The sequence below is a fragment of the Qipengyuania gelatinilytica genome, from assembly GCF_019711315.1.
In the GTDB taxonomy this organism is placed as follows: domain Bacteria; phylum Pseudomonadota; class Alphaproteobacteria; order Sphingomonadales; family Sphingomonadaceae; genus Qipengyuania; species Qipengyuania gelatinilytica.
Genome location: NZ_CP081294.1, coordinates 1 through 21,967, shown reverse-complemented (window position 1 = coordinate 21,967; position 21,967 = coordinate 1). Strand labels below are relative to the sequence as shown.

Annotated in this window: 25 protein-coding genes and 1 tRNA gene; 18 read left to right on the top strand and 8 right to left on the bottom strand. The window is 62.7% G+C overall.

The annotated features are described in order from the left end of the window. Window position 1: 1 nt before the first annotated feature. Window positions 2-331: a DUF6122 family protein gene (locus K3136_RS00130; RefSeq protein ID WP_221430922.1), complete on the top strand. Its 330-nt coding sequence runs from the start codon at window positions 2-4 to the stop codon at window positions 329-331. Between the two features lie 4 nt (window positions 332-335). Further along, on the top strand, window positions 336-743 hold the full coding sequence (locus tag K3136_RS00125) for a DUF3052 family protein (RefSeq protein ID WP_221430921.1): 408 nt from the start codon (window positions 336-338) through the stop codon (window positions 741-743). 4 nt (window positions 744-747) lie between these two features. Here the strand turns inward: K3136_RS00125 and K3136_RS00120 are convergent, their stop codons facing one another. Beyond that, a complete protein-coding gene (locus K3136_RS00120; protein WP_221430920.1) occupies window positions 748-1,539 on the bottom strand; it encodes a Coq4 family protein in 792 nt (263 codons plus the stop codon). A gap of 90 nt (window positions 1,540-1,629) precedes the next feature. Between K3136_RS00120 and K3136_RS00115 the strand changes: the two genes are divergently transcribed. After that, entirely contained in the window at window positions 1,630-2,301 is a 672-nt protein-coding gene (locus K3136_RS00115) for a nitroreductase family protein (protein WP_221430919.1), read from the top strand. Window position 2,302: 1 nt separating this feature from the next. Here K3136_RS00115 and K3136_RS00110 read toward each other — a convergent pair whose 3' ends face one another. Then, complete coding sequence (locus K3136_RS00110) at window positions 2,303-3,118, bottom strand: Coq4 family protein (RefSeq protein ID WP_221430918.1); 816 nt, start codon at window positions 3,116-3,118, stop codon at window positions 2,303-2,305. Window positions 3,119-3,205: 87 nt separating this feature from the next. Beyond that, entirely contained in the window at window positions 3,206-4,090 is an 885-nt protein-coding gene (gene serB, locus K3136_RS00105; protein ID WP_221430917.1) for a phosphoserine phosphatase SerB, read from the bottom strand. Between serB and miaA the strand changes: the two genes are divergently transcribed. The 11 genes from miaA to K3136_RS00050 all read left to right on the top strand — a co-directional run bounded on the left by miaA (window position 4,083) and on the right by K3136_RS00050 (window position 14,472). Continuing rightward, window positions 4,083-5,036 (top strand): tRNA (adenosine(37)-N6)-dimethylallyltransferase MiaA, encoded by a 954-nt coding sequence (miaA, locus tag K3136_RS00100; RefSeq protein WP_221430916.1) that lies wholly within the window; start codon window positions 4,083-4,085, stop codon window positions 5,034-5,036. The genes serB and miaA overlap by 8 nt on opposite strands. Window positions 5,037-5,130: 94 nt before the next feature. Further along, entirely contained in the window at window positions 5,131-6,879 is a 1,749-nt protein-coding gene (gene ilvB / locus K3136_RS00095; protein WP_221430915.1) for a biosynthetic-type acetolactate synthase large subunit, read from the top strand. Beyond that, on the top strand, window positions 6,879-7,178 hold the full coding sequence (locus K3136_RS00090) for a hypothetical protein (RefSeq protein WP_221430914.1): 300 nt from the start codon (window positions 6,879-6,881) through the stop codon (window positions 7,176-7,178). Before ilvB ends, K3136_RS00090 begins: the two co-directional genes overlap by 1 nt. Continuing rightward, the gene (gene ilvN / locus K3136_RS00085) at window positions 7,175-7,690 is read left to right on the top strand and encodes an acetolactate synthase small subunit (protein WP_221430913.1); all 516 of its coding nucleotides are present in this window, start codon (window positions 7,175-7,177) and stop codon (window positions 7,688-7,690) included. Before K3136_RS00090 ends, ilvN begins: the two co-directional genes overlap by 4 nt. Before the next feature lie 2 nt (window positions 7,691-7,692). After that, window positions 7,693-8,106, top strand: a complete 414-nt coding sequence (locus K3136_RS00080) for a lysozyme inhibitor LprI family protein (RefSeq protein WP_221430912.1) — start codon at window positions 7,693-7,695, stop codon at window positions 8,104-8,106. A 63-nt stretch (window positions 8,107-8,169) separates the two neighbouring features. Beyond that, the gene (gene ilvC / locus K3136_RS00075) at window positions 8,170-9,204 is read left to right on the top strand and encodes a ketol-acid reductoisomerase (RefSeq protein ID WP_221430911.1); all 1,035 of its coding nucleotides are present in this window, start codon (window positions 8,170-8,172) and stop codon (window positions 9,202-9,204) included. A 46-nt stretch (window positions 9,205-9,250) separates the two neighbouring features. Next, entirely contained in the window at window positions 9,251-9,853 is a 603-nt protein-coding gene (locus K3136_RS00070) for a DUF6151 family protein (RefSeq protein ID WP_221430910.1), read from the top strand. Between the two features lie 61 nt (window positions 9,854-9,914). After that, window positions 9,915-10,511 (top strand): DUF4329 domain-containing protein, encoded by a 597-nt coding sequence (locus tag K3136_RS00065; RefSeq protein WP_221430909.1) that lies wholly within the window; start codon window positions 9,915-9,917, stop codon window positions 10,509-10,511. Continuing rightward, entirely contained in the window at window positions 10,508-11,656 is a 1,149-nt protein-coding gene (locus tag K3136_RS00060; RefSeq protein ID WP_221430908.1) for an alpha-hydroxy acid oxidase, read from the top strand. The genes K3136_RS00065 and K3136_RS00060 overlap by 4 nt, the downstream gene beginning before the upstream one ends. 181 nt (window positions 11,657-11,837) lie before the next feature. Beyond that, window positions 11,838-13,514, top strand: a complete 1,677-nt coding sequence (gene leuA / locus K3136_RS00055; RefSeq protein ID WP_221430907.1) for a 2-isopropylmalate synthase — start codon at window positions 11,838-11,840, stop codon at window positions 13,512-13,514. A 142-nt stretch (window positions 13,515-13,656) separates the two neighbouring features. Further along, window positions 13,657-14,472: a hypothetical protein gene (locus tag K3136_RS00050; protein WP_221430906.1), complete on the top strand. Its 816-nt coding sequence runs from the start codon at window positions 13,657-13,659 to the stop codon at window positions 14,470-14,472. Here K3136_RS00050 and K3136_RS00045 read toward each other — a convergent pair. Both K3136_RS00045 and K3136_RS00040 read right to left on the bottom strand, forming a co-directional pair. Further along, entirely contained in the window at window positions 14,461-14,835 is a 375-nt protein-coding gene (locus K3136_RS00045) for a hypothetical protein (RefSeq protein WP_221430905.1), read from the bottom strand. The two genes, K3136_RS00050 and K3136_RS00045, sit on opposite strands and share 12 nt — an antisense overlap. A gap of 2 nt (window positions 14,836-14,837) precedes the next feature. Next, on the bottom strand, window positions 14,838-15,701 hold the full coding sequence (locus K3136_RS00040) for a M28 family metallopeptidase (protein WP_221430904.1): 864 nt from the start codon (window positions 15,699-15,701) through the stop codon (window positions 14,838-14,840). A gap of 196 nt (window positions 15,702-15,897) precedes the next feature. On the opposite strand from K3136_RS00040, the gene K3136_RS00035 reads away from it, so the two are divergent. Together K3136_RS00035 and K3136_RS00030 are read left to right on the top strand one after the other, a co-directional pair. Next, on the top strand, window positions 15,898-16,959 hold the full coding sequence (locus K3136_RS00035) for an amidohydrolase family protein (protein WP_221430903.1): 1,062 nt from the start codon (window positions 15,898-15,900) through the stop codon (window positions 16,957-16,959). 80 nt (window positions 16,960-17,039) lie between these two features. Continuing rightward, a complete protein-coding gene (locus K3136_RS00030) occupies window positions 17,040-18,008 on the top strand; it encodes an NAD(P)H-dependent flavin oxidoreductase (protein ID WP_221430902.1) in 969 nt (322 codons plus the stop codon). On the opposite strand, the gene K3136_RS00025 is transcribed toward K3136_RS00030, so the two are convergent. The 3 genes from K3136_RS00025 to K3136_RS00015 form a co-directional block, all read right to left on the bottom strand. Further along, the gene (locus K3136_RS00025) at window positions 18,005-18,526 is read right to left on the bottom strand and encodes an AHH domain-containing protein (RefSeq protein WP_282099968.1); all 522 of its coding nucleotides are present in this window, start codon (window positions 18,524-18,526) and stop codon (window positions 18,005-18,007) included. The two genes, K3136_RS00030 and K3136_RS00025, sit on opposite strands and share 4 nt — an antisense overlap. A gap of 12 nt (window positions 18,527-18,538) precedes the next feature. Continuing rightward, window positions 18,539-19,360: a hypothetical protein gene (locus tag K3136_RS00020; protein ID WP_221430901.1), complete on the bottom strand. Its 822-nt coding sequence runs from the start codon at window positions 19,358-19,360 to the stop codon at window positions 18,539-18,541. A 92-nt stretch (window positions 19,361-19,452) separates the two neighbouring features. Continuing rightward, window positions 19,453-19,938 (bottom strand): flavodoxin family protein, encoded by a 486-nt coding sequence (locus K3136_RS00015; RefSeq protein ID WP_221430900.1) that lies wholly within the window; start codon window positions 19,936-19,938, stop codon window positions 19,453-19,455. An 84-nt stretch (window positions 19,939-20,022) separates the two neighbouring features. Here K3136_RS00015 and recJ point away from each other — a divergent pair, with 84 nt between their 5' ends. Together recJ and K3136_RS00005 are read left to right on the top strand one after the other, a co-directional pair. Then, window positions 20,023-21,807: a single-stranded-DNA-specific exonuclease RecJ gene (gene recJ / locus K3136_RS00010; RefSeq protein WP_221430899.1), complete on the top strand. Its 1,785-nt coding sequence runs from the start codon at window positions 20,023-20,025 to the stop codon at window positions 21,805-21,807. Between the two features lie 85 nt (window positions 21,808-21,892). Next, window positions 21,893-21,967 (top strand) — tRNA-Glu (locus K3136_RS00005).

The window sequence follows — 21,967 nt, the reverse complement described above, 5'->3', positions numbered from 1 at the left end:
GATGGCGATGCTCCAGTTCGCGCTGCATTATGGCGCGCACTGGCTCGCCCCGTTCCTCATCGCGCGGCTGCTGTGGGCCGAGAACTGGCTGCGTGCCGGCCTTGTGATGCTGGCCGCGAACCTGATCGATCTCGACCATTTGCTGGCCGATCCGATTTTCGATCCGAACCGCTGCAGCATCGGGTTCCACCCGCTGCACGGCTGGATTGCGGCGCTTGTCTACCTCGCCATGCTGCTCGTTCCGCGCTGGTGGGTTCGCGCCTTCGGGCTTGGTGCGCTATGGCATCTCGCGGTGGATTGGGGCGATTGCATGATGCAGGGCTGGAATTGAGATTATGAGCACAGGCTATTCGGACACACCGCTCGCCAAGAAACTGAACCTGCGCGACGGGCAGCGGGTGTGGTTCGATGCCATGCCGGAAGACGTGATCGACGAGATCGACGAATATGCGCTGGAGCTGACCTTCGTCGGCGGTCCGGAAGACAATCCCGATGCGAGCCATATTTTCGTGACCGAACGTGCTCCGCTCGAAGAAAAGCTCGCCGTACTACGCGACACGATGGCGAAGGATGGTCACGTCTGGGTCAGCTGGCCCAAGAAGGCTTCGGGCGTGGAAAGCGAAATCACCGAGGATACGATCCGGGAAATCGCCCTGCCGATGGGGCTGGTCGACACCAAGGTATGCGCGGTGGACGAGACCTGGTCGGGCCTCAAGCTGGTGATCCGCAAGGAACTGCGCTGACGCGTCAGGCGGCCTGCGCTTCGGGCGGCATGAAGTCGTCCTCGGAGAGACCCTCGGCCTTCATGATTTCGAGGCACTGGAAGTAGGTCGTCGGCCTGCCGACGCCGAGACGTTCGCGTGCAGCTGCCAGGTCTTCGCGCATCACGCGCTCCACATCCATATGAGCGAGCTTCTGCGCTGCCTTGCCCAGCCTGCGCCCTTCGTTGATCGCGGCGAAGATCGGTGCCGAGGTGCCGGTTTCCTTCTTGATCTGCCGCGCGCCGGCATAGGCAATGAAGAGGATGCCGGGATTGTGGTTCTGCTCGTAGCTGAAGCCGAGCAGCGACGCCTCGCCCAGCGCGTCGCGGCCATAGCCGGTCAGGATGTGAAACAGGTCATGCGTGTCACGCAGCCGGTTGAAATACCACTCGGTCAAATCTTCGTGGCGCTTCTCGCGCGGAAGGAACTTGTAGCTTTCCGCGACCAGCCCCGCAGCAGACAGGCCTTCGCGCTTCATGAAGGATATGTAGGTCGCCGCGACCGTTTCGGGGCCACAATCCGCCCAGCGGTCATGGTCGTCGAGCATGGCGGGAATGTCCGTGCCATCGGCCAGGAATGACTGCCCCTGCTCCGACCGGATGAAGTCCCACGCCTGCTGGTGGCTACGCTTTCCCTTCATCGATTCGATGATGTGAAAGACCTGCGCTGTGTCTTCCTTGTCTTCGACGAGCTTGCGAAAATGCTGCCACGCCTTGATCGGACGCATGCGGCTGGTCTTGCGGGCGGGATGCACGAGCGGGAGATCGGTGTGGGACATGACGTAGCTCCGTATTTCATCGCAACTTACATAAGTGTAAATTGCCTGTCCATCTTGCGGTTCCGCTCCCGCAGTCTAGGAGATCGGGCCATGAGAGAGCACGACACGGTTCCCTATAGACTTGAACGCCTGACAGACGGCCAATCCATCCAGCGCGCGCAGGCGATGCGGGACCGCCTGAAAGAACGCCGCACCTGCCGCTATTTCTCGGATGAACCCGTCCCTCGCGAAGTCATCGAAGCCGCGATCGAGGCGGCCGGAACCGCGCCCAATGGTGCGAACCACCAGCCTTGGCATTTCGCCGTCGTCTCCTCGCCGGACAAGAAGAAGGCGATCCGCGAGGCAGCCGAAGCCGAAGAACGCAATTTCTACGCAGGCAAGGCGAGTGAGGAATGGCTCGAAGCCCTCGCCCCGCTGGGCACCGATGATGAAAAGCCCTTTCTCGAAACGGCGCCGTGGCTGATTGTCGTGTTCGCCCAGCGCAAGGGCGGTATCGAGGAAGACGGCAAGACGCAGAACTATTACGTCAACGAGAGCGTCGGCATCGCCTGCGGCATGCTGATCTCGACCCTGCACGAAGCCGGGCTCGCGACCTTGACGCACACGCCCTCGCCCATGGGTTTCCTGCGCGAGCTTTGCGGCAGGCCCGAATACGAAAAGCCGCTGATGGTGGTTGTGGTCGGTCATCCTGCCGAGGATGCGACCGTGCCGGTACATGCCCTGGAAAAGAAACCGCTGGAGAAAATTTCCAGCTGGCTGTGAGCTAGGCCTTCGGCGCCAGCAGATCGTAAGGGTCGATGCCCTCGGTCCGCCAGATGCTGTGGCAGCGTTCGTACAAACGGGGCCGCGCGATGCCGAGAGCTTCGCGCGCATCCTCCAGATTGAGTTGGAGCAGTTCGCGGATCGACAGCTGCACCAGCGGCGGGCAATTGCGGCCGAGGATTTGCGCTTCCCGCACCGCACGCATGACAGGGGCCTTGCTCCTGACCTGCTTCTTCATGTTAATGGCACCGGCATAGCCGAGCAGCAGGTGCGCGTGGCTCGGGCTCTGGCCGTGGGTGAACAGCAGCACGCACTGCTCGCCCAGCGCATCGCGGCCGTAGCCGGTCAGGACATGCATCAGATCATGCGTGTCGCGCTGGCGGAAACCGAACCATTCGATCAGGTCGCCATATTTCGGGCGGCCCATCTTGTCCGCTTCGGCAACGAGACCGGCGGCGCTCAGCCCTTCGCTCTCCATGAAGTCGCAATAGGCGTGAGCGACCGAACCTTTCGGCGTCTTGCGAAGCGTATCGTGATCGTCGAGCAGGTCGGGCAGGTAGCCTTCGTCCATGCGCAGGCGTTCACCGCGTTCGCTAAGCGTCAGGGAACGGGCGCGCGGAATGAAGCTTTTCGATGGAAGCGCGTCGTAGATATGGAAAACCTGTTCGGTATCTTCCTTGTCCTTGACCAGCTCGCGGAAGTGCCGGAGTGCACGGCGGACGCTGCGCCTGGGCTGCGGACGAGCAGGATCGCGGAACAGCGTTCCGTCACGGGCGCATTCCACGCCATCCTCGATCCTGATCGAATTGCCCTTCATCGTCGTCTGTGCCTTTTGTTAAACACAGACTACGCATTTCTATTCGAAACCGATTGTAAGCAGCCGTCAAAAACCGGCAATTAAGGGCTAACCCTCGACCCAGTCGCTGCGCGGGATTCCAAGAAGAGACAGGATCACGGTCAGGTCTTCGCTGGCGATGCGACCGTTGGCTGCGTCGCGGGCCTTGGGCTTTGCTCGATAGGCGATGCCATAATCCGCGGCCTCGATCATCGGGATGTCGTTCGCACCATCGCCGGTGGCGAGCACGCGGGCACCTTCGCCAAGGCTGGCCCGCTCCTCGACCAGTGTCGCAAGCTTGGTCGATGCATCGCTGACGGGGCCTGCGAGCTGGCCCGTCAACTGACCGTTGGCCACAGCAAGGCGATTGCCGACCACGCGCTCGAAGCCGAGCTGTTCGGCAACCCGGTCCGCGAAATGATGGAATCCGCCGGTGACGAGGACGGTTCGGCAGCCCTTTGCCTTCAGCGTCTGCACCAGCGTGCGCGCGCCCGGCACCGGAGCGATCCGTTCGGCTAGGCAATTGTCGATGGCCCGTTCGCCCAGACCCTCGAGCAGTCCGACGCGTTCGCGGAGCGCGCTCTCGAACTCCAGCTCGCCGCGCATCGCACGCTCGGTGATGTCGGCCACCTTTTCCTTGATGCCGGCGAAATCGGCGAGTTCGTCGATACACTCCTGGCCGATCATGGTGGAATCCATGTCGGACACGAAGAGGCGCGGGATTTCGATGTCGTGATCGGCAACCAGCATGTCGATATCGCCGAAGTGCCCGGCGAGGATCGCTGCGGCCTGTTTGCGATCACCATGCGGCACCGAAATCTGAAGGACGTCGCCGCAAAAATCGAGCATCGTTGCCGCTGCAACCGGCATGCCCGCCTCTTCCAGCGCCTTGCTGGCCGCATCGAGGCGGGTTTCCAGACCGGTCGCCTCTGCTATCAGCCGGGCGATGAGCATTGATAATTCCCCTGAATTGCCACCACTGGCGCTCATTGCAGGGCCGACCGCAAGCGGCAAGAGCGATCTCGCGGTGCGGCTGGCACAACGCCTTGAAGCCCAAGGCAGGCAGGCAGTCGTGATCAATGCCGACAGCGCGCAGGTCTATGCCGATTTGCAGGTCCTGTCCGCGCGGCCGAGCGAGGAAGAAATGGGCGGTATCGAGCACCGCCTTTTCGGAGCCTGGGACGGGGCAACCGCATGTTCGGCGGCAGACTGGGCCGCAGCGGCGAAGCGCGAGATTGCGCGGTTGCAAGAGGATGGCGCCGTTCCGATCCTGTGTGGCGGGACCGGCCTCTATATGCGCACCCTGCTCGAAGGGATTGCCCCGGTACCGCAAATCGATCCGGCAGTCCGCGAAGAGGTGCGCGCCTTGTCGCAAGGTGAAGCCCGCGCTGCGCTGGAAGCAGAGGATCCGGAAGCCGCCGGCCGTCTCGCTCCTGCGGATACGTCGCGAACCTCGCGCGCGCTGGAGGTGGTACGCTCGACCGGGCGGACGCTGAAGGAGTGGCAGGCGCACAAGACTGGCGGGATTGGCGACATGGTCTCGCTGTATCCGCTGGTGCTACTGCCCGAGCGCGAGTGTCTCTACGAGCGATGCGACCGGCGTTTCGAAATGATGCTGAACTGCGGCGCGATAGAGGAGGTCGAGGCACTTATCGCCCGCAATCTCGACCCCAGCCTGCCGGTCATGCGCGCCATCGGCGTTCCGGAGATATCCGCCCTCCTCCAAGGCGAACTATCGCGTGATCAAGCCATCGTCGCTGGCCAGACGGCCACGCGGCGCTACGCCAAGCGGCAATACACCTGGTTCAGGCACCAGCCACCGGGATCGTGGCCGCGCGACGATAACAAAACTATCGATGAATACGATATTTTTGTTTCTTTGTTGCGTGAGAACGGTTGACAGGACACATTTCGTTTCTCATACGGAAGGTCCAGTCGGCCCGGCGCTACGACCCCAGCGCCGGGCCGATTTGTGCCTAAGGATGGAGGAAACAGTGTCGGAAGAGCGCAGCGGAGCTGCCATATTGATCGAATGCCTCAAGCGGCAGGGTGTCGAATTCGTGTTCGGCTATCCCGGCGGCGCGGTCCTGCCGATCTATGACGAACTCTTTGCAGACAGCGATATCCGCCACATCCTCGTGCGCCATGAAGCAGGCGCTGCGCATGCGGCGGAAGGCTATGCCCGCTCGACCGGCAAACCCGGCGTCGTGCTCGTCACCAGCGGCCCCGGTGCCACCAATGCGGTGACCGGCATTGCCGATGCCTACATGGACTCGATCCCCATGGTGGTCATCACCGGACAGGTTGCCACGGGCCTCATCGGCACCGATGCCTTCCAGGAAGCCGATACAGTCGGCCTCACCCGCCACTGCTCGAAACACAATTACCTCGTGAAGGACCCCGAGCGGCTGCGCGCTACGATCGAGGAAGCCTTCCGTATCGCGACGACGGGTCGCCCCGGCCCCGTGGTCGTCGACATCCCCAAGGACGTGCAGATCGCGCTCGCCGAATGGAGCGAGCAGGACGAGGCGCCCCTTCCCTCGCACCGCTACCAGCCGCGCATGGTCGGCGCAGCAGACGAGATTGCCGAAGCGGTCGAAATGCTGGCTGCAGCGGAACGTCCGGTCTTCTATACCGGCGGCGGTGTGATCAACGCGGGACCGCGCGCCTCCGATCTGCTGCGCAAGTTGCAGCATGCCACAGGCGCGCCGGTGACCAGCACGCTCATGGGCCTCGGCGCCTTTCCGGCAAGCCATCCCGACTGGCTCGGCATGCTGGGCATGCACGGGACCTATGAAGCCAATATGGCGATGAACCGCGCCGATCTGATCGTCGCCATCGGCTCGCGCTTCGATGACCGTGTCACCGGCCGCCTCGATGCCTTCGCGCCGCAAGCGAAGAAAATCCACATCGACATCGACCGCGCACAGATCAACAAGATTGTGCCGGTCGACCTCGGCATCGTGGGCGACTGCGGCCACGTGCTCGAACAGCTTCTCGAGGGCTTGAGCAGCCGCAAGGGCCGCGACCTCTCGGAATGGAAAGCGCGCATCCTTGGCTGGAAGGCCCGCGATTGCCTCGCTTATCCCGACCGCAAGGATGCGATCATGCCGCAGAAGAGCATCGAGCGCCTCTTCGCGCTGACAAAAGACCGCGACCCGATCATCACCACCGAAGTCGGTCAGCACCAGATGTGGGCGGCGCAATATTTCGGCTTCATGGGCCCGAACAAGTGGCTCACGAGTGGCGGCCTCGGCACGATGGGTTACGGCCTGCCTGCCGCCATCGGGGCGCAGCTGGGCAATCCGGACAGCCTCGTCATCGACATTGCGGGCGAGGCGAGCATCCAGATGAACATCCAGGAACTCGGCACGGCGAGCCAGTTCCGCTTGCCGGTGAAGGTCTTCATCCTCAACAACGAATATATGGGCATGGTCCGCCAGTGGCAGGAACTGACCTATGAGAGCCGCTATTCGAACAGCTATTCGGACAGCCTGCCCGACTTCGTGAAACTGGCCGAAGCATATGGCTGGAAGGGCATCCGTATCGAGGATGAGAGCCAGCTCGACGCAGGCATCGAAGCCATGCTGGCCCATGACGGCCCGGTGATGGTGGATTGCCAGGTGGCGAAAGACGCAAACTGCTTCCCGATGATCCCCAGCGGCGCGGCGCATACCGAAATGCTGCTCTACGGCGACAAGGTCAGCGGCACGATGGACGACGAAGCAAAGGCACTGGTGTGATGGTTATCTCGAAAGAACTTCCCGCTGATCTCGCGGCCAAGGCAGAACGTCGCAGCTGGTACCAGCGCAGCGATGCCGACCGCGTGCTCGACTGGATCGAGGAAAGCGGCCAGCGATTTCTCGGCGTCGACGTTGCCCAGAAGCAGGCCGATGGCACGTGGATCCTGATCGACGAAGGTCTCGACCTCCATCGCCAGACCGAGAATTTCGAGGCCGTGCGCCGTGGTCGCCAATTCGTAGACGAATATGACGGCAAGGGACGTATGTTCGCGCCCGTCTGGCAGGATCGCGGCGAATGAAGATCGCCCAGCAATCCAGCGAGCGGCACGTCCTCAATGTGATCGTCGACAACGAGGCGGGTATCCTTGCGAAGATATCCGGCCTCTTCACCGCGCGCGGTTACAATATCGACAGCCTGACCGTGGCCGATATTTCCGAGGACCACGCCATCAGCCGCATCACCGTGGTAACGCGCGGGCCGGAGCCGGTCATCGACCAGATCCGCGCCCAGCTGGAACGGCTGGTGCCGGTCCACCGCGTCATCGACCTCACCGAAAGCGGCGCGCATGTCGAGCGCGAGCTGGCGCTGGTGAAGGTCGCGGGGAAAGGGGACGCGCGCGTCGAGGCGCTGCGCATCGCCGAACTGTTCCGCGCCAATGTCGTCGATACGACCACCGAAAGCTTCGTGTTCGAGCTCACCGGCTCGCCCGACAAGGTGGACAGCTTCATCGCCCTGATGCGTGAATTGGGTCTTGTGGAAGTCGGACGTTCAGGCATCGTAGGAATGATGCGTGGACCTCAAGGTGACTAAACATGGCGGTGATTGAATTACTTATTGCAACAGCAGCGGCGGCGGCTCCTGTTCCGCAACCGGCCTATGAGCTGGCATTCGAACAATGCGCTGAGACGGCTGTCACCGACCCACAGATCGCGGACTGCTATTGGGCAGCGGTCGAAGGGGCAGACCGGGTCCTCAACGCTCGCTGGCGTGAAGTGTACGCTATGCTCACGGAAGATGATTTTCCCGGCGCAAAGGCGAAGCTTCTCGCTGAGCAGCGCGCCTGGATTACCTTCAAGGAATCGGCCTGCGACTTCTACGACGGCAATGGCTTCGGATCGATGCACCGTGTCATGGCAAAACCGCAATGCCAGAAGGAAATCATCGAGCACCGCACCGCCCAGCTCGAAGCGATCATCACGTGGATATCTCCCTTCGAGGGGGGATGAAACTCCAACGCCCGAATAACGCAACTACTCCCCAGACCGCCGGGACGACGAACGAGGATACCAATGCAAGTCTATTACGATGCCGATTGCGACCAACAGCTGATCAAGGACAAGAAGGTCGCGATCGTCGGCTATGGCAGCCAGGGCCACGCCCACGCCCAGAACCTGCGCGACAGCGGGGTCGGCGAGGTCGTCATCGCGCTGCGCGAAGGCTCGGCCACGGCGAAGAAAGCGGAAGGCGCGGGCTTCACGGTGAAGACTGTGGCCGAAGCTGCCGAGTGGGCAGACGTCCTCATGATCCTCGCCCCCGACGAGCATCAGGCGGCGATTTACGCCGATGAGGTCGCGGGCAAGATGCGCCCCGGCACCGCCCTCGCCTTTGCGCACGGCCTCAACATCCATTTCGGCCTCATCGACCCGCCCGCAGATGTCGACGTCATCATGATCGCGCCCAAGGGGCCGGGCCACACCGTGCGCGGCGAATACATCAAGGGCGGCGGCGTGCCCTGCCTCATCGCGGTCCATCAGGAGAGCAACCAGTCAGGCGGCAACGGTTTCGCCAAGCAGCTCGCCCTGTCCTATGCCAGCGCTGTCGGTGGCGGCCGTTCGGGCATCATCGAAACCGATTTCAAGGAAGAGTGCGAAACCGACCTCTTCGGCGAACAGGCGGTGCTGTGCGGCGGCATCACCCACCTCATCCAGGCTGGCTTCGAAACGCTGGTCGAGGCCGGATACGCGCCCGAAATGGCTTACTTCGAATGCCTCCACGAAACCAAGCTGATCGTCGACCTGCTCTATGAAGGCGGCATCGCGAACATGCGCTATTCGATCTCGAACACCGCCGAATACGGCGACATCAAGACCGGCCCGCGCATCATCACCGAAGAGACCAAGGCCGAGATGGGTCGCGTCTTGAAGGACATCCAGTCGGGCCGCTTCGTGAAGGACTTCGTGCTCGACAACCAGGCGGGCCAGCCCGAACTCAAAGCCAGCCGCAAGGCCGCAGCCGCTCACCCGATCGAGAAGACCGGCGCGCAGCTTCGCGCGATGATGCCCTGGATCGGCGCCAACAAGCTGGTCGACAAGGACAAGAACTGAGCTAGGTTCGCGCCCATCCGACCAGTCTTTGGGAGAGGATGCGAAGATGGGCGCGACCGACAATCTGGAATTTGAATGCCGATGCGGCGCGGTCTCGGGCGAATTGCGCAACGTCGGCCCGTCGAAGGGTGACCGCTACACCTGCTACTGCAAGGATTGCCGGGGCCTGGCACGCTATCTGGAGCGCGAGGACACTCTCGACGAGGCGGGTGGAGCTTCGGTTTACCAGACCCGCGTCGGCAATCTCTCGATAGAGCGCGGTCTCGATCACCTCGCCTCTGTCAATCTGGCAGGAAAGCAGACCCTTCGTTGGTTCTGCAAGGATTGTCGAACGCCGCTGTTCAACACCATGGACAACGGCCGCTGGCCCTTCCTCAGCATGATCACCGCCTCGATCGATCCGAACGAGCGGAATCGCGTCTTGGGGCCACCGCGCGGAAGCGTTTTCGCGCAATTCGCAACGGGACCCAACGTCGTCACCCCGCCGGTTTCGGCCTTCACCATGATACGGCGGGTGGTGGTCCGGCTTTTTGCCGACAAGCTATCGGGGGCAAGAAAGCGCTACCCACTGTTCGATGCGGAAACTTCCGCACCGATTGCGGTCCCTCGAAAGCTCACGCCCGAAGAATACCGGGACATCACCCGGTAAACCAAAAAGGCAGTCGACAAGCGCACCTAGGCACTTCATGTCTTCGCGCATGACGGGGCAAATGGATCGCAACAAGCTGCTCTACGCTTTGTGCGGCGCCGCCTTCCTGGTGGTGATGTTCAACCTGTTGACGAAAGAGCGCGCCCCGCCCCGCGAACGGGTGGTAAGTCTCTCCGTCCTGACCGACTATGCGAAGAAGACGCTGTCGGACATCCAGGGCCGGTCACTGGCCAATAGCCAGGAATATTGCGGCGTCATTTTCGAAGACGAAGAAGGCAATCTCCAGACCTCCACCATCTATCCCGGAGAGCGCGCCGAGTGTGCTTTCGACTGGGGTGTGCCACTAGGCTACCATGTCGTCGCCAGCTTCCACTCGCATGGCGGGTTCGACACGCAATATGCGTCCGAAATCCCGTCCAGCGTCGATCTTGCGACCGACATCGATGCGCGTATCGACGGTTTCGTCGGCACACCGGGCGGCCGGATCTGGCATAACCAATGGGAGAAAGAGGCAACCGAGATGCTGTGCGGCGAAGGCTGTCTCGAAGTCGACCCTCGCTACACGCGGTTCAAGCAAGAGACGGGTGCACGAAGCAATATCGCGCAAAGATATTCGATGGATGAGCTCAACGCGATATTCGGTACAACGGGGCCATGAGGGTTTCCGACTGCCATAATATCGATGACTTCCGCCGGCTCGCAAAAGCGCGGCTGCCGTGGCCGGTATTCGACTATATCGACGGCGCTGCCGATGACGAGCTGACCAAGGCGCGCAACACTTCGGCCTTCGACGATGTGGACCTCGTGCCCGATGTGCTCGCGGGCGTGGAAACCATCGACACGAGCTGCACGATCATGGGCTGCCGGAGCGAGCTTCCCCTGATGCTCAGCCCGACTGCGCTGCAACGCGCCTTCCACCGCGATGGCGAGCGGGCGGTTGCGAGGGCGGCAGAGAAGTTCGGCGTATGGTTCGGCATTTCCAGCCTCGCCACCCATTCGATCGAGGAGATCGCAGCGCTCACCAGCGCGCCCAAGCTGTTCCAGCTCTACGTTCACAAGGACAAGGGGCTGAACGCCAGCATGATCGAGCGCTGCAAGGCGGCCGATTTCGACGCACTGGCGCTGACCGTCGACACGATCGTTTCGGGCAAGCGCGAGCGGTGCCTGCGTTCAGGCTTCACCACCCCGCCGCGTTTTTCCGCCAGCTCGCTATGGAGCTACGCGACGAGGCCGCGCTGGACGCTGGACTATGTCTTCGGGCCAAAATTCCGCCTGCCCAATCTCGACAGCTACGTGGCCGAAGGCTCCGGCAAGGCGGTGAGCATCCAGGAATATTTCAACACCATGCTCGACACCGGCATGGACTGGGATACCGCCGCTCGCATCCGTCAGGACTGGGGCGGGACATTCGCCTTGAAGGGCGTGATGAGCGTCGCCGATGCCCGGCGCGCGGTGGATATCGGAGCCGATGCGATCTGGATTTCGAACCATGGCGGCAGGCAGCTCGATGGCAGCCGCGCTCCCTTCGACCAGCTGAAGGAAATCGTCGATGCCGTCGGCGGAGAGATCGAGATCATCCTCGACGGCGGCGTGCGGCGCGGGACGCATGTGATGAAAAGCCTCGCCATGGGCGCCACGGCAGCTTCGGGCGGACGGCTCTATCTCTACGCACTTGCCGCTGCAGGCCAGGACGGCGTCGAGAGGGCGCTCACCATCCTCAAGGAAGAGATCGAGCGGGCCATGCGCCTGATGGGCGTCACCAACGTGCAACAATTGAACCGCGAGCGGCTGCGCTTTCGGTAATTATGCAAACTCACGCTTGAACTTGCCGCAAGATTGCGCAATGCAGCATGGCATGACCCGCATCGGACTAATTCTGCGACTTACCCGCCCTTGGGCGTGACCTTGGCGTGCCAATGAAGGTGCGCCGCGCACCCAAGGGCCGACCGACCTGAAAGCAGCCACCGATACGAGTACTCCCGAAATGCCCATGCTCACCGACCCGAGCGTCAAATATTCGCCCTTCCCGCAGGTCCCGCTGACCGACCGGCAATGGCCTTCGCGCACGATCACCGCCCCGCCCCGCTGGCTGTCTACCGACTTGCGCGATGGCAACCAGGCGATCGTCGACCCGATGGACGCACACAAGAAGAACCGCTTCTTCGACCTGCTTGTCGAAGTCGGCGTTAAAGAGATCGAGGTCGGCTTCCCCAGCGCAGGCGCGACCGAGTTCGATTTCATCTCCGGCCTCGTGAAGTCGGGCCGCATTCCCGACGATGTGATGGTGCAGGTTCTCACGCAAAGCCGCGAAGACCTGATCCGCACCAGCTTTGCCAGCCTCACCGGCGCGCGCGCAGCCATCGTCCATCTCTACAACGCCGTCAGCCCCGCATGGCGCGAGGTCGTCTTCGGCATGACCAAGGACCAGGTCCGCGACATCGCGGTCCACGGCGCCAAGGTGATGCGAGACGAGGCGGCGAAACAGCCCGATACCGACTGGCATTTCGAATATTCGCCAGAGACCTTCTCGACCGCCGAACTCGATTTCAGCCTCGAGGTTTGCGAAGCTGTGATGGAAGTGCTTGCGCCCACGCCCGAGCACCCGATCATCTTCAACCTGCCTGCGACCGTCGAGGCGGCAACGCCCAATATCTACGCCGACCAGGTCGAATATTTCATCCGCAACCTGCCCAACCGCGATAGCGCGGTGATTAGCCTGCACACCCATAACGACCGCGGTACAGGTGTAGCGGCAGCCGAGCTTGCGCTGATGGCCGGCGCCGACCGTGTGGAGGGCTGCCTGTTCGGCAATGGCGAGCGCACGGGCAATTGCTGCCTCGTGACCATGGCATTGAACATGTACACGCAGGGCGTCGACCCGAAGCTCGACTTCTCCGACATCGACCGCGTGATCGAGACGGTCGAATACTGCAACGAACTGCCCGTCCACCAGCGCCATCCCTATGGCGGCGAGCTGGTCTACACGGCCTTTTCCGGCAGCCACCAGGACGCGATCAAGAAAGGCTTCGCCGCGCACGAGGTCCAGAACGACCCGCACTGGCGCGTGCCTTACCTGCCGATCGACCCCGCCGATCTCGGCCGCAGCTACGAGGCCGTCATCCGTGTGAACTCGCAATCCGGCAAGGGCGGCTTTGCCTGGGTGCTGGAGCAGGACCAGGGCCTCAAGCTGCCCAAGAAGATGCAGGCCGATTTCTCACCCCACGTCCAGCGCATGGCAGACCGGCTTGGCCGCGAACTCGGCGCTGCAGACATCTGGGACGCGTTCAAGTCCGCCTATCACGTCCAGACCGAGGAAAAGCATTTCCAGCTGGTCGATTACGAGGAGCGCCGCGCCACGGACGGCACACGCCTCTTCAGCGGTACGATTGCCGTTAACGGACAGGAACAGAGCGTCTCGGGACGCGGCAACGGCCTGATCTCCAGCGTCCTGTCCACCATCGAGGAAAGCTTCGGCCTCGCTCTGGAAATCGTCGATTACACCGAGCACGCGCTGACCACAGGCCGCGATAGCCGCGCAGCCGCCTATCTCGAATGCCGGACACCGGAAGGCCGGACCATCTGGGGTGTGGGAATCGACGAGGACGTGGCGACCGCAAGCGTTCGCGCCGTGCTGAGCGCTGCGAACTCCGCTGTCGCCTGAGTACAAGCTTGGCGAGGCGATGTTCGGGCCTCAGTGCCGACCAACTTTCAAGAAACGCCAGAAAAAGGGCCTTTCCGTAGCGAAAAGAGAAGTGAACTAATCAGGTTTTGTCAATTAGTTGCTTTTGCGGTAACCGTACGGAATGGGCGAAGCAGGGGAAATTACGCACGGCTACGTCGTGAAGGCGGAAGAGCTCCCGGCTCTTTACTACCTCGACGATGCTCATCCTCGCCCGGTTTCGCTCGAATGGATCAATCGCGGGACCGACCAGGCGCTTCGCCGGACGACCGTCGAAATGCTGCTGAGGACGCTGTTCGGTCCGGTCAAGACGCCAAGCGTGAAGAAGCTGCACCGCTCTGCCGGCCTTCGCGCCACCTTCCGCAGCGAACGTGAGCGCGCCCGATTTGCGCAGACATTCCAGCAAGCCGTCGACGAGATGAACCGTTCACGCGAACATGTCGCAACGGCGGTGTTCGAGAAGCAGGAAACCGCCCGCAAGGCTGTCGGGAAGCTGACGATCGAGGGCGTGCCCGAAGAAGCGATCTCGATGGTCTGGCGCGCCAGCGAATACCTCGCCGAGAAATACGAACCGATCGAGGGCCACGGGCCAGGCGGTATTGCAGGCGCTGTGGCCGGTGCCGGTCTTGCAGGCGCGGTGCTGGGTGTTGCGATCCTCGCCATCCCCGGTGTCGGCCCGGTAGCGGTAGCGGGCGCCATGGCCGCGCAGGCAATTCCTTCGGTGGCGGCGGTCAGCAGCGTCATCGGCGCGACCGGCGGCGCCATCGCGAAAATGCTCACCGACGCCGACGTGGATGGCGTATCGGCCACGCTCTATGAACGCGAGATCGCGCGCGGGCGCATCTTCCTGTCGGTCAATACCGAGGGGCTGGGAATCCCGCTTGAAAAGATCGAGAAAATCCTCAGCGCAGGTGGCGGAAAGAGCTCGTCAGACGACTGACCTGGCGCCCTCCCGCTCGGCCAGCAAAGGCGGCCGGATCATCAGCCACACACCGCCCAGCAGGTAGAATGCGCTCGCGGCGAAATACGGGACCGTAAGGACCTCGATAGCGTGCTGGGAGACCGGCGGTCCCCAGTGGAGGGCAATCGCGAGCGCGAACCTTGCAAGGCCGATCAAGCAGATGAGGAGTCCCCAGACCCTCAACACCCTCGGCCACGCGTCTCCCTTCTTTAAGATGCCCCAACCTATCAACGCCAGGCCGACCGCCAGGAAAGCGGCTGGAGCGAAACTGTCGAGCAAGGCGACTTCAGCCGCGCGCCACACCCACAGCAGGAGGCTGAGGACAAGAATTCCCCACGCCACCTTCACTGTTCAAGCAGGCGCTTCATGACGGCCGCAACGAGGTCGATGCCGCTTTGCATATATTCGCGGTCGATCGTCTTGTCGCCGCGGCGATGGTAGGTGGGATTGATGTCCTTGTGAGAGAAATCTTCCGACAGGCAGACGGCACGGAATCCGAATTTGCGGAAGCTCGCGTGATCGGAGCTATTGAAGGTATCGCGGGCGATCGGAATGCCGAGCGCCTCCGCCTCCTCGAGATAGATTTCGGCAAGCTCTCCTTCGGGCACATCGAGGTCGAAACGCCCGTCACCGTTTCCGTCGAAACCGATCATGTCGATATTGTGCATGGAGTGCAGCGCAAGCCCGCTCGCCTTCCAGTTCGCAGCGAAGATCTTGCTGCCGACCAGCCCGATTTCTTCCTGGTCGAACCAGACGAAGACCACGTTCATGCGCCGCATGGGCATTTCCGACACGCGCTTCGCCAGCTCGATGACAGCATAGGTGCCGCTGGCGTTATCGTCTGCCCCGGGACTGCCCTTTACGGTGTCGTAGTGCGCGCCGATGACGATGGTCTGCTCGCTCGGCTCGGTCGAGGGGATCTCTACGGCGACATTGGCACCCAAAACCGGCGGCAGGACGAGGTCGAGAGCCCAGTTCGTATTGCCGGTGTCATAGGACTGCAGCCTCGCCTCGATCCCGGCCTCGGCCAGTTCCGACATGATCCGAACTGCCGCAGTCCGGCGCTGTTCGGTAGTGACGCGTTCGCCGATGAAAGCTTCGAGACCTGTCGCATATTCCGTCGCGCGCAACGCCTGCGTGTTGCCCGCAATGATCAGGAATCCCGCAAGACCTGCCGCGGCAATCCCGAGCTTACCCCTCAATCCCATTCCCTACCTCCCTTGCGGCACAGTAATGCCAAGCCCTGACCGCGCAAGCATTCCCGACCATCATTCATCGCAAGAGCGCAGCGCCGGGGAAGACGCGTTTTCCTTGCATGAACCGTGTTCCATGTGTTCCAAGCTGTAGGGAGATTGCAGGGGCGGACCCAACCGCGACCCGCACCGACAATGGGGAGACGAGAAGATGAGCGAAACGATACTCGAGCCCGACCTGCCGATCATCGATCCGCATCACCATCTTTGGGACCTGCGCCCATTGATCCCCGCCTTTCCCGAACCGCGTCACGACTTCATCGAAGCGATCGCCGGAGCCGCCTATTACACCTTCGACGAGCTGCAACAGGACACGCGCGGCGGGCTGGAGGGCGGCCACAACATCGTCGGCACCGTCTTCATGGAATGCGGCGCCTTCTACGATGCCAGCCGCGGCGACGACATGAAGAGCGTCGGTGAAGTCGAGTTCGTGAACGGCGTCGCCGCCCAGGGCGCTAGCGGGCTCTATGGCGATTATCGACCCTGTGCAGGGATCGTGGGCCACGCCGACCTCACGCTGGGCGACAAGGTCCATCCGGTGATCGAGGCGCTGGTTGCCGCGGGCAATGGCCGTTTTCGCGGTATCCGCCATGCGGCCGCGTGGGACGCCGATCCCGAAGTGCTCGGCCCTCCGTTCCATGCCCCCGAAGGCCTCTACCTGTCCGACGCATTCCGCGCAGGCTTCGCGGCCTATGCCAAGCATGGCCTGACCTTCGATGCCTGGCTGCTCGAACCGCAGCTTGGCGATGTGCTCGATCTCGCCAAGGCCTTTCCCGACCAGACCATCGTTCTCGACCATTGCGGAACGCCACTGAATATCGCCTGCTATCGTGGAAAACTGCACGAGAACTTCGATCGCTGGCGACGTTCGATCCATGCCCTGGCCGAATGCGACAACGTGCACTTGAAGCTGGGCGGCTTGGCGATGGCATTCTGCGGCCTGCCCGAAGACGGTCCGATGACGGGCCATACCTCGGAGCACCTGGCAGGCCTGTGGCGCCCCTATATCGAAACCTGCATCGAAAGCTTCGGTCCGGATCGCGCGATGTTCGAATCGAACTACCCGGTCGACCGCTGGGGCGCGAGCTACGAAGTTCTCTGGAACACCTTCAAGCGCCTGGCGCAGGGGCATTCGGCAGACGAGAAGCATGCGCTGTTCGCCGGCACCGCAGCGCGGGTTTACGGGATCGAACACGTGCTCCCCGCAGGCTGACGTTTACGTAACGTCACTCTCGACAAGTCCGCTTGCGCGCCATACGCACCCGCCAACATTCTGAGAGGAGCCGCCTGCCCATGACCCTGCCCGCCCCCTTCGACAAGCTGCGCATCCCCGTCATCGGATCGCCCCTTTTCATCGTTTCGGGACCGGAACTGGTCATCGCGCAGTGCAAGGCAGGTATCGTCGGCAGCTTCCCTGCCCTCAATGCCCGACCGCAGAGTGAACTCGACGAGTGGCTCCACCGGATCACCGAGGAACTGGCCACGCATAACCGCGACAATCCCGACAGTCCGGCAGCGCCCTTCGCAGTCAACCAGATCGTGCACCGGTCGAACGACCGGATCGAAGCCGACATGGCGACTTGCGCCAAGTGGCAGGTGCCGCTGGTCATCACCTCGCTCGGCGCGCGTGAGGAAATCTTCAACGCCGTGCGCGGCTGGGGTGGGATCACCATGCATGACGTGATCAACAACCGCTTCGCGCACAAGGCGATCGAAAAGGGTGCCGACGGCCTTATTCCCGTTGCTGCGGGCGCCGGAGGCCATGCCGGCACGCTCAGCCCCTTTGCGCTGATGCAGGAAATCCGTGAATGGTTCGACGGACTGGTCGCGCTGTCGGGCTCGATCGCGCATGGCCGTTCGATCCTCGCGGCACAGGCGCTTGGCGCGGATTTCGCCTATATCGGGTCGCCATGGATCGCGACCGAGGAAGCCAATGCTGTCGAAGGCTACAAGCAGGGCATCGTCGAGGGCAGCGCCGACGGGATCGTCTATTCGAACCTCTTCACCGGGGTGCACGGCAATTACCTGCGTTCCAGCATTGAGAACGCCGGCCTCGACCCGGAAAACCTGCCGCAAAGCGATCCGAGCAAGATGAATTTCGGGAGCGGCGGCAACACCAAGGCCAAGGCTTGGAAAGACATCTGGGGTTCGGGCCAGGGTATCGGCACCGTCAAGAGCGTCGGGCCGGTCGCGGACATGGTTGCGCGTCTCGAGAACGAATACATCGCCGCCAAGGAAGCGCTGGCGAAGGCTACCGCCTAGGTCGCATGCCATAGCTGTTCTGCAAGCGCATCGAGCTCGGTGAAATCGGGCTTGCTCGCGCTTGGATCGCGCCGGTTGAGCAAGAAGGGCCTCGCCCCGTCGAGCAACCGTTTGCGCAGCGCCGCCTGTAACAGGCCGAGCCGCATCAGCGCGTGTTCGCGTGCCATCTTCGGATCGCTTGCGCGCTTTCGCGACCAGCAGCTCTCGATATGCCCGACGCGTTCGATGACCATATCGTTATAGTCACGGTGCGGCCCGCGATGCATCGGCAGAGCCATGCGCAATGCAGCATCTTCCTGCGCCGGAAGCAGCATCCCGTTGGCGCGGAAGTCGTCGAAACCGATGTGAAGCCGCCCGATCGCATCGAACATCTTGCCGAAGCACCCCTGTGCGAGAAGCTGACAGGGTAACAGGTGATGGCGCTGGAGGCCCGGAACATGGCCCGGTGCGCCGCGGCGATTGACCGCGCGAAACGCCAGCCTCGTGCGGCCGGATAGCTTAATCGAGCGCCCCTCCAACCCAGTGTCCGCCTACATCAGCGAAACCTCGAGGGTGACGCCATCATCAAGCGGGGTCAGCATGAGCGAGATGCCGGTATCGGTGACGAAACTTCGTGCATCCTCGACCCGGCCTGTGCCCACGATTTCGTGAACCAGCCGTGCCCCCAGCTGCGTTGCTGCCACCGGATTGGCGGCAAGCTCGGGTGTGAGAGACAATTCCTGGCCGACGAAATAGGACAGCCCTTCGCTGACCAGCCGGCCACCTTGCTGTTGCGCAAAGCCGGCAAGTCCCAGCGCGGGAAATGGTCCGCCCGAAAGCCACGCGGCAACCGTGCGAGCAAAAAGCGGTGCCCCGATGGCGCTGCGGGCAGGCGACCAGCAAACTGCTTCTACCTGTGGCAATGTCTGGGCAAGGTGCGATGCGAGGTCGAGCATTGCTCGGACGATCGGGAGACTGTTGGCCCCGTCGATAAGATGAGGCCCAGGCACAAGCGCCATTGCGCCCGTATGACTATCCGGGACATTCACCGCGCAGCCGAAACGATACCCGATATCGGGCAAACCTACCCCCGGCCCGGGAGCGATGCCGAGCAGGTCGAACGTCATCCCCCACTGCAAGATTTCGACCCAGTCTCCTGCATGAGCGGTTGCGCCACGATCCCCCTTGGGTTCTCGATCGATAGGGATCATCAAGGGGTCGTGCGAGATCGACGCCGATTGAGAATCCTCAATGGCGTTCAATACATCGAGCCGTTTAGGCCGCATATCCGACGCAAAGAGCAGGAAGATGCCCGGAGGCAAATCCTGCGACGCGCGCCTTTCTGCAAAATCAGATGGTACGTCCCTACCCATCCAAGCAGTCCCCTTCCCGTCCCTGCTTGACGGGTTGCGGCCACTTCGTCGAGTCTGCTTGACGGCTATTGAACCGTTTCGGACGAGAAAACCTAGAAAATTCCGGCATCAAGCCCTTGGGCGAGCCCTTCCCCAATGTCTCTGGCAAGCTGCAGATCGGATTGCGAAACGGTCTTCGGAGCCAGAATCCGCTCCGGCGTTTGCGCGTCGGTATTCACGATCATGGGATCCGCCACACGCTTCAGCCGCCATCCGGTTGCGATCCGATCCAGCTGGCGCTGCGCCCCCTCCCCGTCCGAACCGGCCGCGATGATCGTCGCATAGGCACGGCCCTCGATCTTCCCGAGGACGGGGTAATAGAGCCGGTCGAACATCTCTTTCATCATCCCGCTCATGGTGGCGAGGTTTTCCGGACAAGCGAACAGGTATCCACGGGCCGCGAGCATGTGCTCCTCCCGTACTTCGCTTGCCTCGATCATCTCTGCAAGGTCGCCGGCGCCTTCCAGAGCGGCCCTGGCGAGTGCCTCGCTCGTTCCGGTGCGGCTGTGCCAGGCAATCAGGAGGGGGAGCTCGGTCATGACGCGGTACTCATCGCAAGCGGCTGTCGATTGTCAACGTCGCCGCGCTTGTCGCACCGCCCTTGCGCGCTGTAGAAAGAACGCATGGCCACAACCGCACTTCCTCACGTCTATGGCGTATCGCAGTCGCTTACCGGACGCGCATGGCGCTGGCGGGGCGGCAATATGGACCTTGGTCAGGGCCACGTGGGCGACGACGAGGCCATCGTCCGCCAGCTGCTGTTGGCGCGCGGTGTCGCTGCCGAGGATGTGCCGCGCCACCTCACGCCGACCTTGCGCGAATTCCTGCCCGACCCGTCCGAGTTCAACGATATGGAGACCGCGGCAGATCGTATCGCCCAGGCGATCCTGAGCCGGGAAAAGATCACGATCTACGGCGATTACGACGTCGATGGTGCCACCAGTTCCGCGTTGCTGATCCGCCTTCTGCGAGAGCTTGGCGTGGATGCCGACTACTACATTCCCGACCGCCTTCTCGAAGGCTACGGCCCGTCGGGAGAGGCGTTGGTCAAGCTTGGCGAGAGCGGGTCGAGCCTGATCGTGACCGTCGACTGCGGCGCGATGGCGCACGAGGCGCTCGCGATGGCGAGCGACGCCGGGATCGATGTGATCGTGGTCGATCACCACAAGTGCTCACCGGAGCTTCCAAGGGCAGCGGCACTGGTCAATCCCAACCGCCTCGACGAGAACGACCTCGCTGCGGCGCACGGGCATCTTGCGGCAGTCGGCGTGGCCTTCCTGTTGGCGATTGCGCTTGTTCGCACCTTGCGTGCGCGAGGGTTCTTCGAGGACCGCAAGGAGCCCGACCTGTTTGCGCTGCTGGACATTGTCGCCCTGGGCACCGTGGCCGATGTGGCGGCCCTGCACGGTCTCAACCGCGCATTCGTGGCGCAGGGTCTCAAGGTCATGGGCCGGCGGGACAATATCGGCATGTCTGCCCTTATCGACGCCAGCCGCCTGAAGCGGGCACCGATCTGTTCGGACCTCGGCTTTGCGCTTGGTCCGCGGATCAATGCCGGTGGCCGGGTCGGCGAATCGACGCTCGGCGTCCGCCTGCTGACCACCGAGGATGCAGAGGAAGCGCGCGAGATCGCTGCGCAATTGTCCGCTCTCAACGAGGAACGCCGGGCTATCGAGGCCGAGGTGCAGCAAGCGGCGGAAGAGCAGCTGGCCGGCCAGCACAACCGTGCAGTCCACGTGGTGGCGGCGCGCGGTTGGCATCCGGGCGTAATCGGTATCGTCGCCGGACGGATCAAGGAAAAGACCGGCAAACCGTCTCTCGTCATTGCGCTCGACGAGACCGGCGAAGGAAAGGGTTCGGGCCGCTCGATCGCCGGTGTCGACCTCGGTGCTGCGATCATCCGAGCTCGCGAGGAAGGCCTACTCGTCAAAGGCGGCGGCCACGCGATGGCTGCAGGCCTGACAGTCGAAGAATCGCGCCTCGAGGATTTTGCCGACTGGCTCGATACGCATCTCGAAGCAGCGGTTTCTCGCGCAGACGCCAATCGCGAGATGCTGCTCGACCTCGCAGTTGCGCCAGGCGGGCTTACCCCCGCGCTGGTCGATGCGCTCGAACGGGGCGGCCCCTATGGAATGGGTTGGCCGGGACCGCGCGTTGCAGTCGGTCCCGTCAGGCTGGTGAAGTGCGATATCGTCGGCACCGACCACGTCCGGCTGATTGCCAGCGGGGACGATGGCAAGAGCTTCAAGGGAATCGCCTTCCGCGCTGCGGACAGCGACATGGGGCAGGCTTTGCTGCATGGATCGCGCGGGCGCAGGCTGTGGCTGGCAGGCCGTGTGAAGATCGACGACTGGGGCAGCCGTCCGCAGGCCGAACTGCACCTTGAAGACGCTGCATTTGCAGATTGATCGCAAACTTGCCGAATTGAGGGTTGACGCTTCCGGCGACCACGCCTAATTGCGCCGCCACGCCACCGAGCCCCCAAGGGCCCGTGGCCCGTTCGTCTAGCGGTTAGGACGCGGCCCTTTCACGGCTGAAACACGGGTTCGATTCCCGTACGGGTCACCA

Excerpts from the sequence above, each read along its gene's own strand:
- K3136_RS00080 (WP_221430912.1), top strand. The coding sequence starts at position 7,693 with ATGGCGGTGATTGAATTACTTATTGCAACAGCAGCGGCGGCGGCTCCT.
- ilvC (WP_221430911.1), top strand. The coding sequence starts at position 8,170 with ATGCAAGTCTATTACGATGCCGATTGCGACCAACAGCTGATCAAGGAC.
- K3136_RS00015 (WP_221430900.1), bottom strand. The coding sequence starts at position 19,938 with ATGACCGAGCTCCCCCTCCTGATTGCCTGGCACAGCCGCACCGGAACG.
- K3136_RS00050 (WP_221430906.1), top strand. The coding sequence starts at position 13,657 with ATGGGCGAAGCAGGGGAAATTACGCACGGCTACGTCGTGAAGGCGGAA.
- K3136_RS00090 (WP_221430914.1), top strand. The coding sequence starts at position 6,879 with ATGGTTATCTCGAAAGAACTTCCCGCTGATCTCGCGGCCAAGGCAGAA.
- K3136_RS00030 (WP_221430902.1), top strand. The coding sequence starts at position 17,040 with ATGACCCTGCCCGCCCCCTTCGACAAGCTGCGCATCCCCGTCATCGGA.
- K3136_RS00065 (WP_221430909.1), top strand. The coding sequence starts at position 9,915 with ATGGATCGCAACAAGCTGCTCTACGCTTTGTGCGGCGCCGCCTTCCTG.
- K3136_RS00120 (WP_221430920.1), bottom strand. The coding sequence starts at position 1,539 with ATGTCCCACACCGATCTCCCGCTCGTGCATCCCGCCCGCAAGACCAGC.
- ilvN (WP_221430913.1), top strand. The coding sequence starts at position 7,175 with ATGAAGATCGCCCAGCAATCCAGCGAGCGGCACGTCCTCAATGTGATC.
- leuA (WP_221430907.1), top strand. The coding sequence starts at position 11,838 with ATGCCCATGCTCACCGACCCGAGCGTCAAATATTCGCCCTTCCCGCAG.
- K3136_RS00130 (WP_221430922.1), top strand. The coding sequence starts at position 2 with ATGGCGATGCTCCAGTTCGCGCTGCATTATGGCGCGCACTGGCTCGCC.
- K3136_RS00060 (WP_221430908.1), top strand. The coding sequence starts at position 10,508 with ATGAGGGTTTCCGACTGCCATAATATCGATGACTTCCGCCGGCTCGCA.
- K3136_RS00070 (WP_221430910.1), top strand. The coding sequence starts at position 9,251 with ATGGGCGCGACCGACAATCTGGAATTTGAATGCCGATGCGGCGCGGTC.
- K3136_RS00115 (WP_221430919.1), top strand. The coding sequence starts at position 1,630 with ATGAGAGAGCACGACACGGTTCCCTATAGACTTGAACGCCTGACAGAC.
- recJ (WP_221430899.1), top strand. The coding sequence starts at position 20,023 with ATGGCCACAACCGCACTTCCTCACGTCTATGGCGTATCGCAGTCGCTT.
- serB (WP_221430917.1), bottom strand. The coding sequence starts at position 4,090 with ATGCTCATCGCCCGGCTGATAGCAGAGGCGACCGGTCTGGAAACCCGC.
- K3136_RS00020 (WP_221430901.1), bottom strand. The coding sequence starts at position 19,360 with ATGGGTAGGGACGTACCATCTGATTTTGCAGAAAGGCGCGCGTCGCAG.
- K3136_RS00125 (WP_221430921.1), top strand. The coding sequence starts at position 336 with ATGAGCACAGGCTATTCGGACACACCGCTCGCCAAGAAACTGAACCTG.
- miaA (WP_221430916.1), top strand. The coding sequence starts at position 4,083 with ATGAGCATTGATAATTCCCCTGAATTGCCACCACTGGCGCTCATTGCA.
- K3136_RS00035 (WP_221430903.1), top strand. The coding sequence starts at position 15,898 with ATGAGCGAAACGATACTCGAGCCCGACCTGCCGATCATCGATCCGCAT.
- K3136_RS00040 (WP_221430904.1), bottom strand. The coding sequence starts at position 15,701 with ATGGGATTGAGGGGTAAGCTCGGGATTGCCGCGGCAGGTCTTGCGGGA.
- K3136_RS00110 (WP_221430918.1), bottom strand. The coding sequence starts at position 3,118 with ATGAAGGGCAATTCGATCAGGATCGAGGATGGCGTGGAATGCGCCCGT.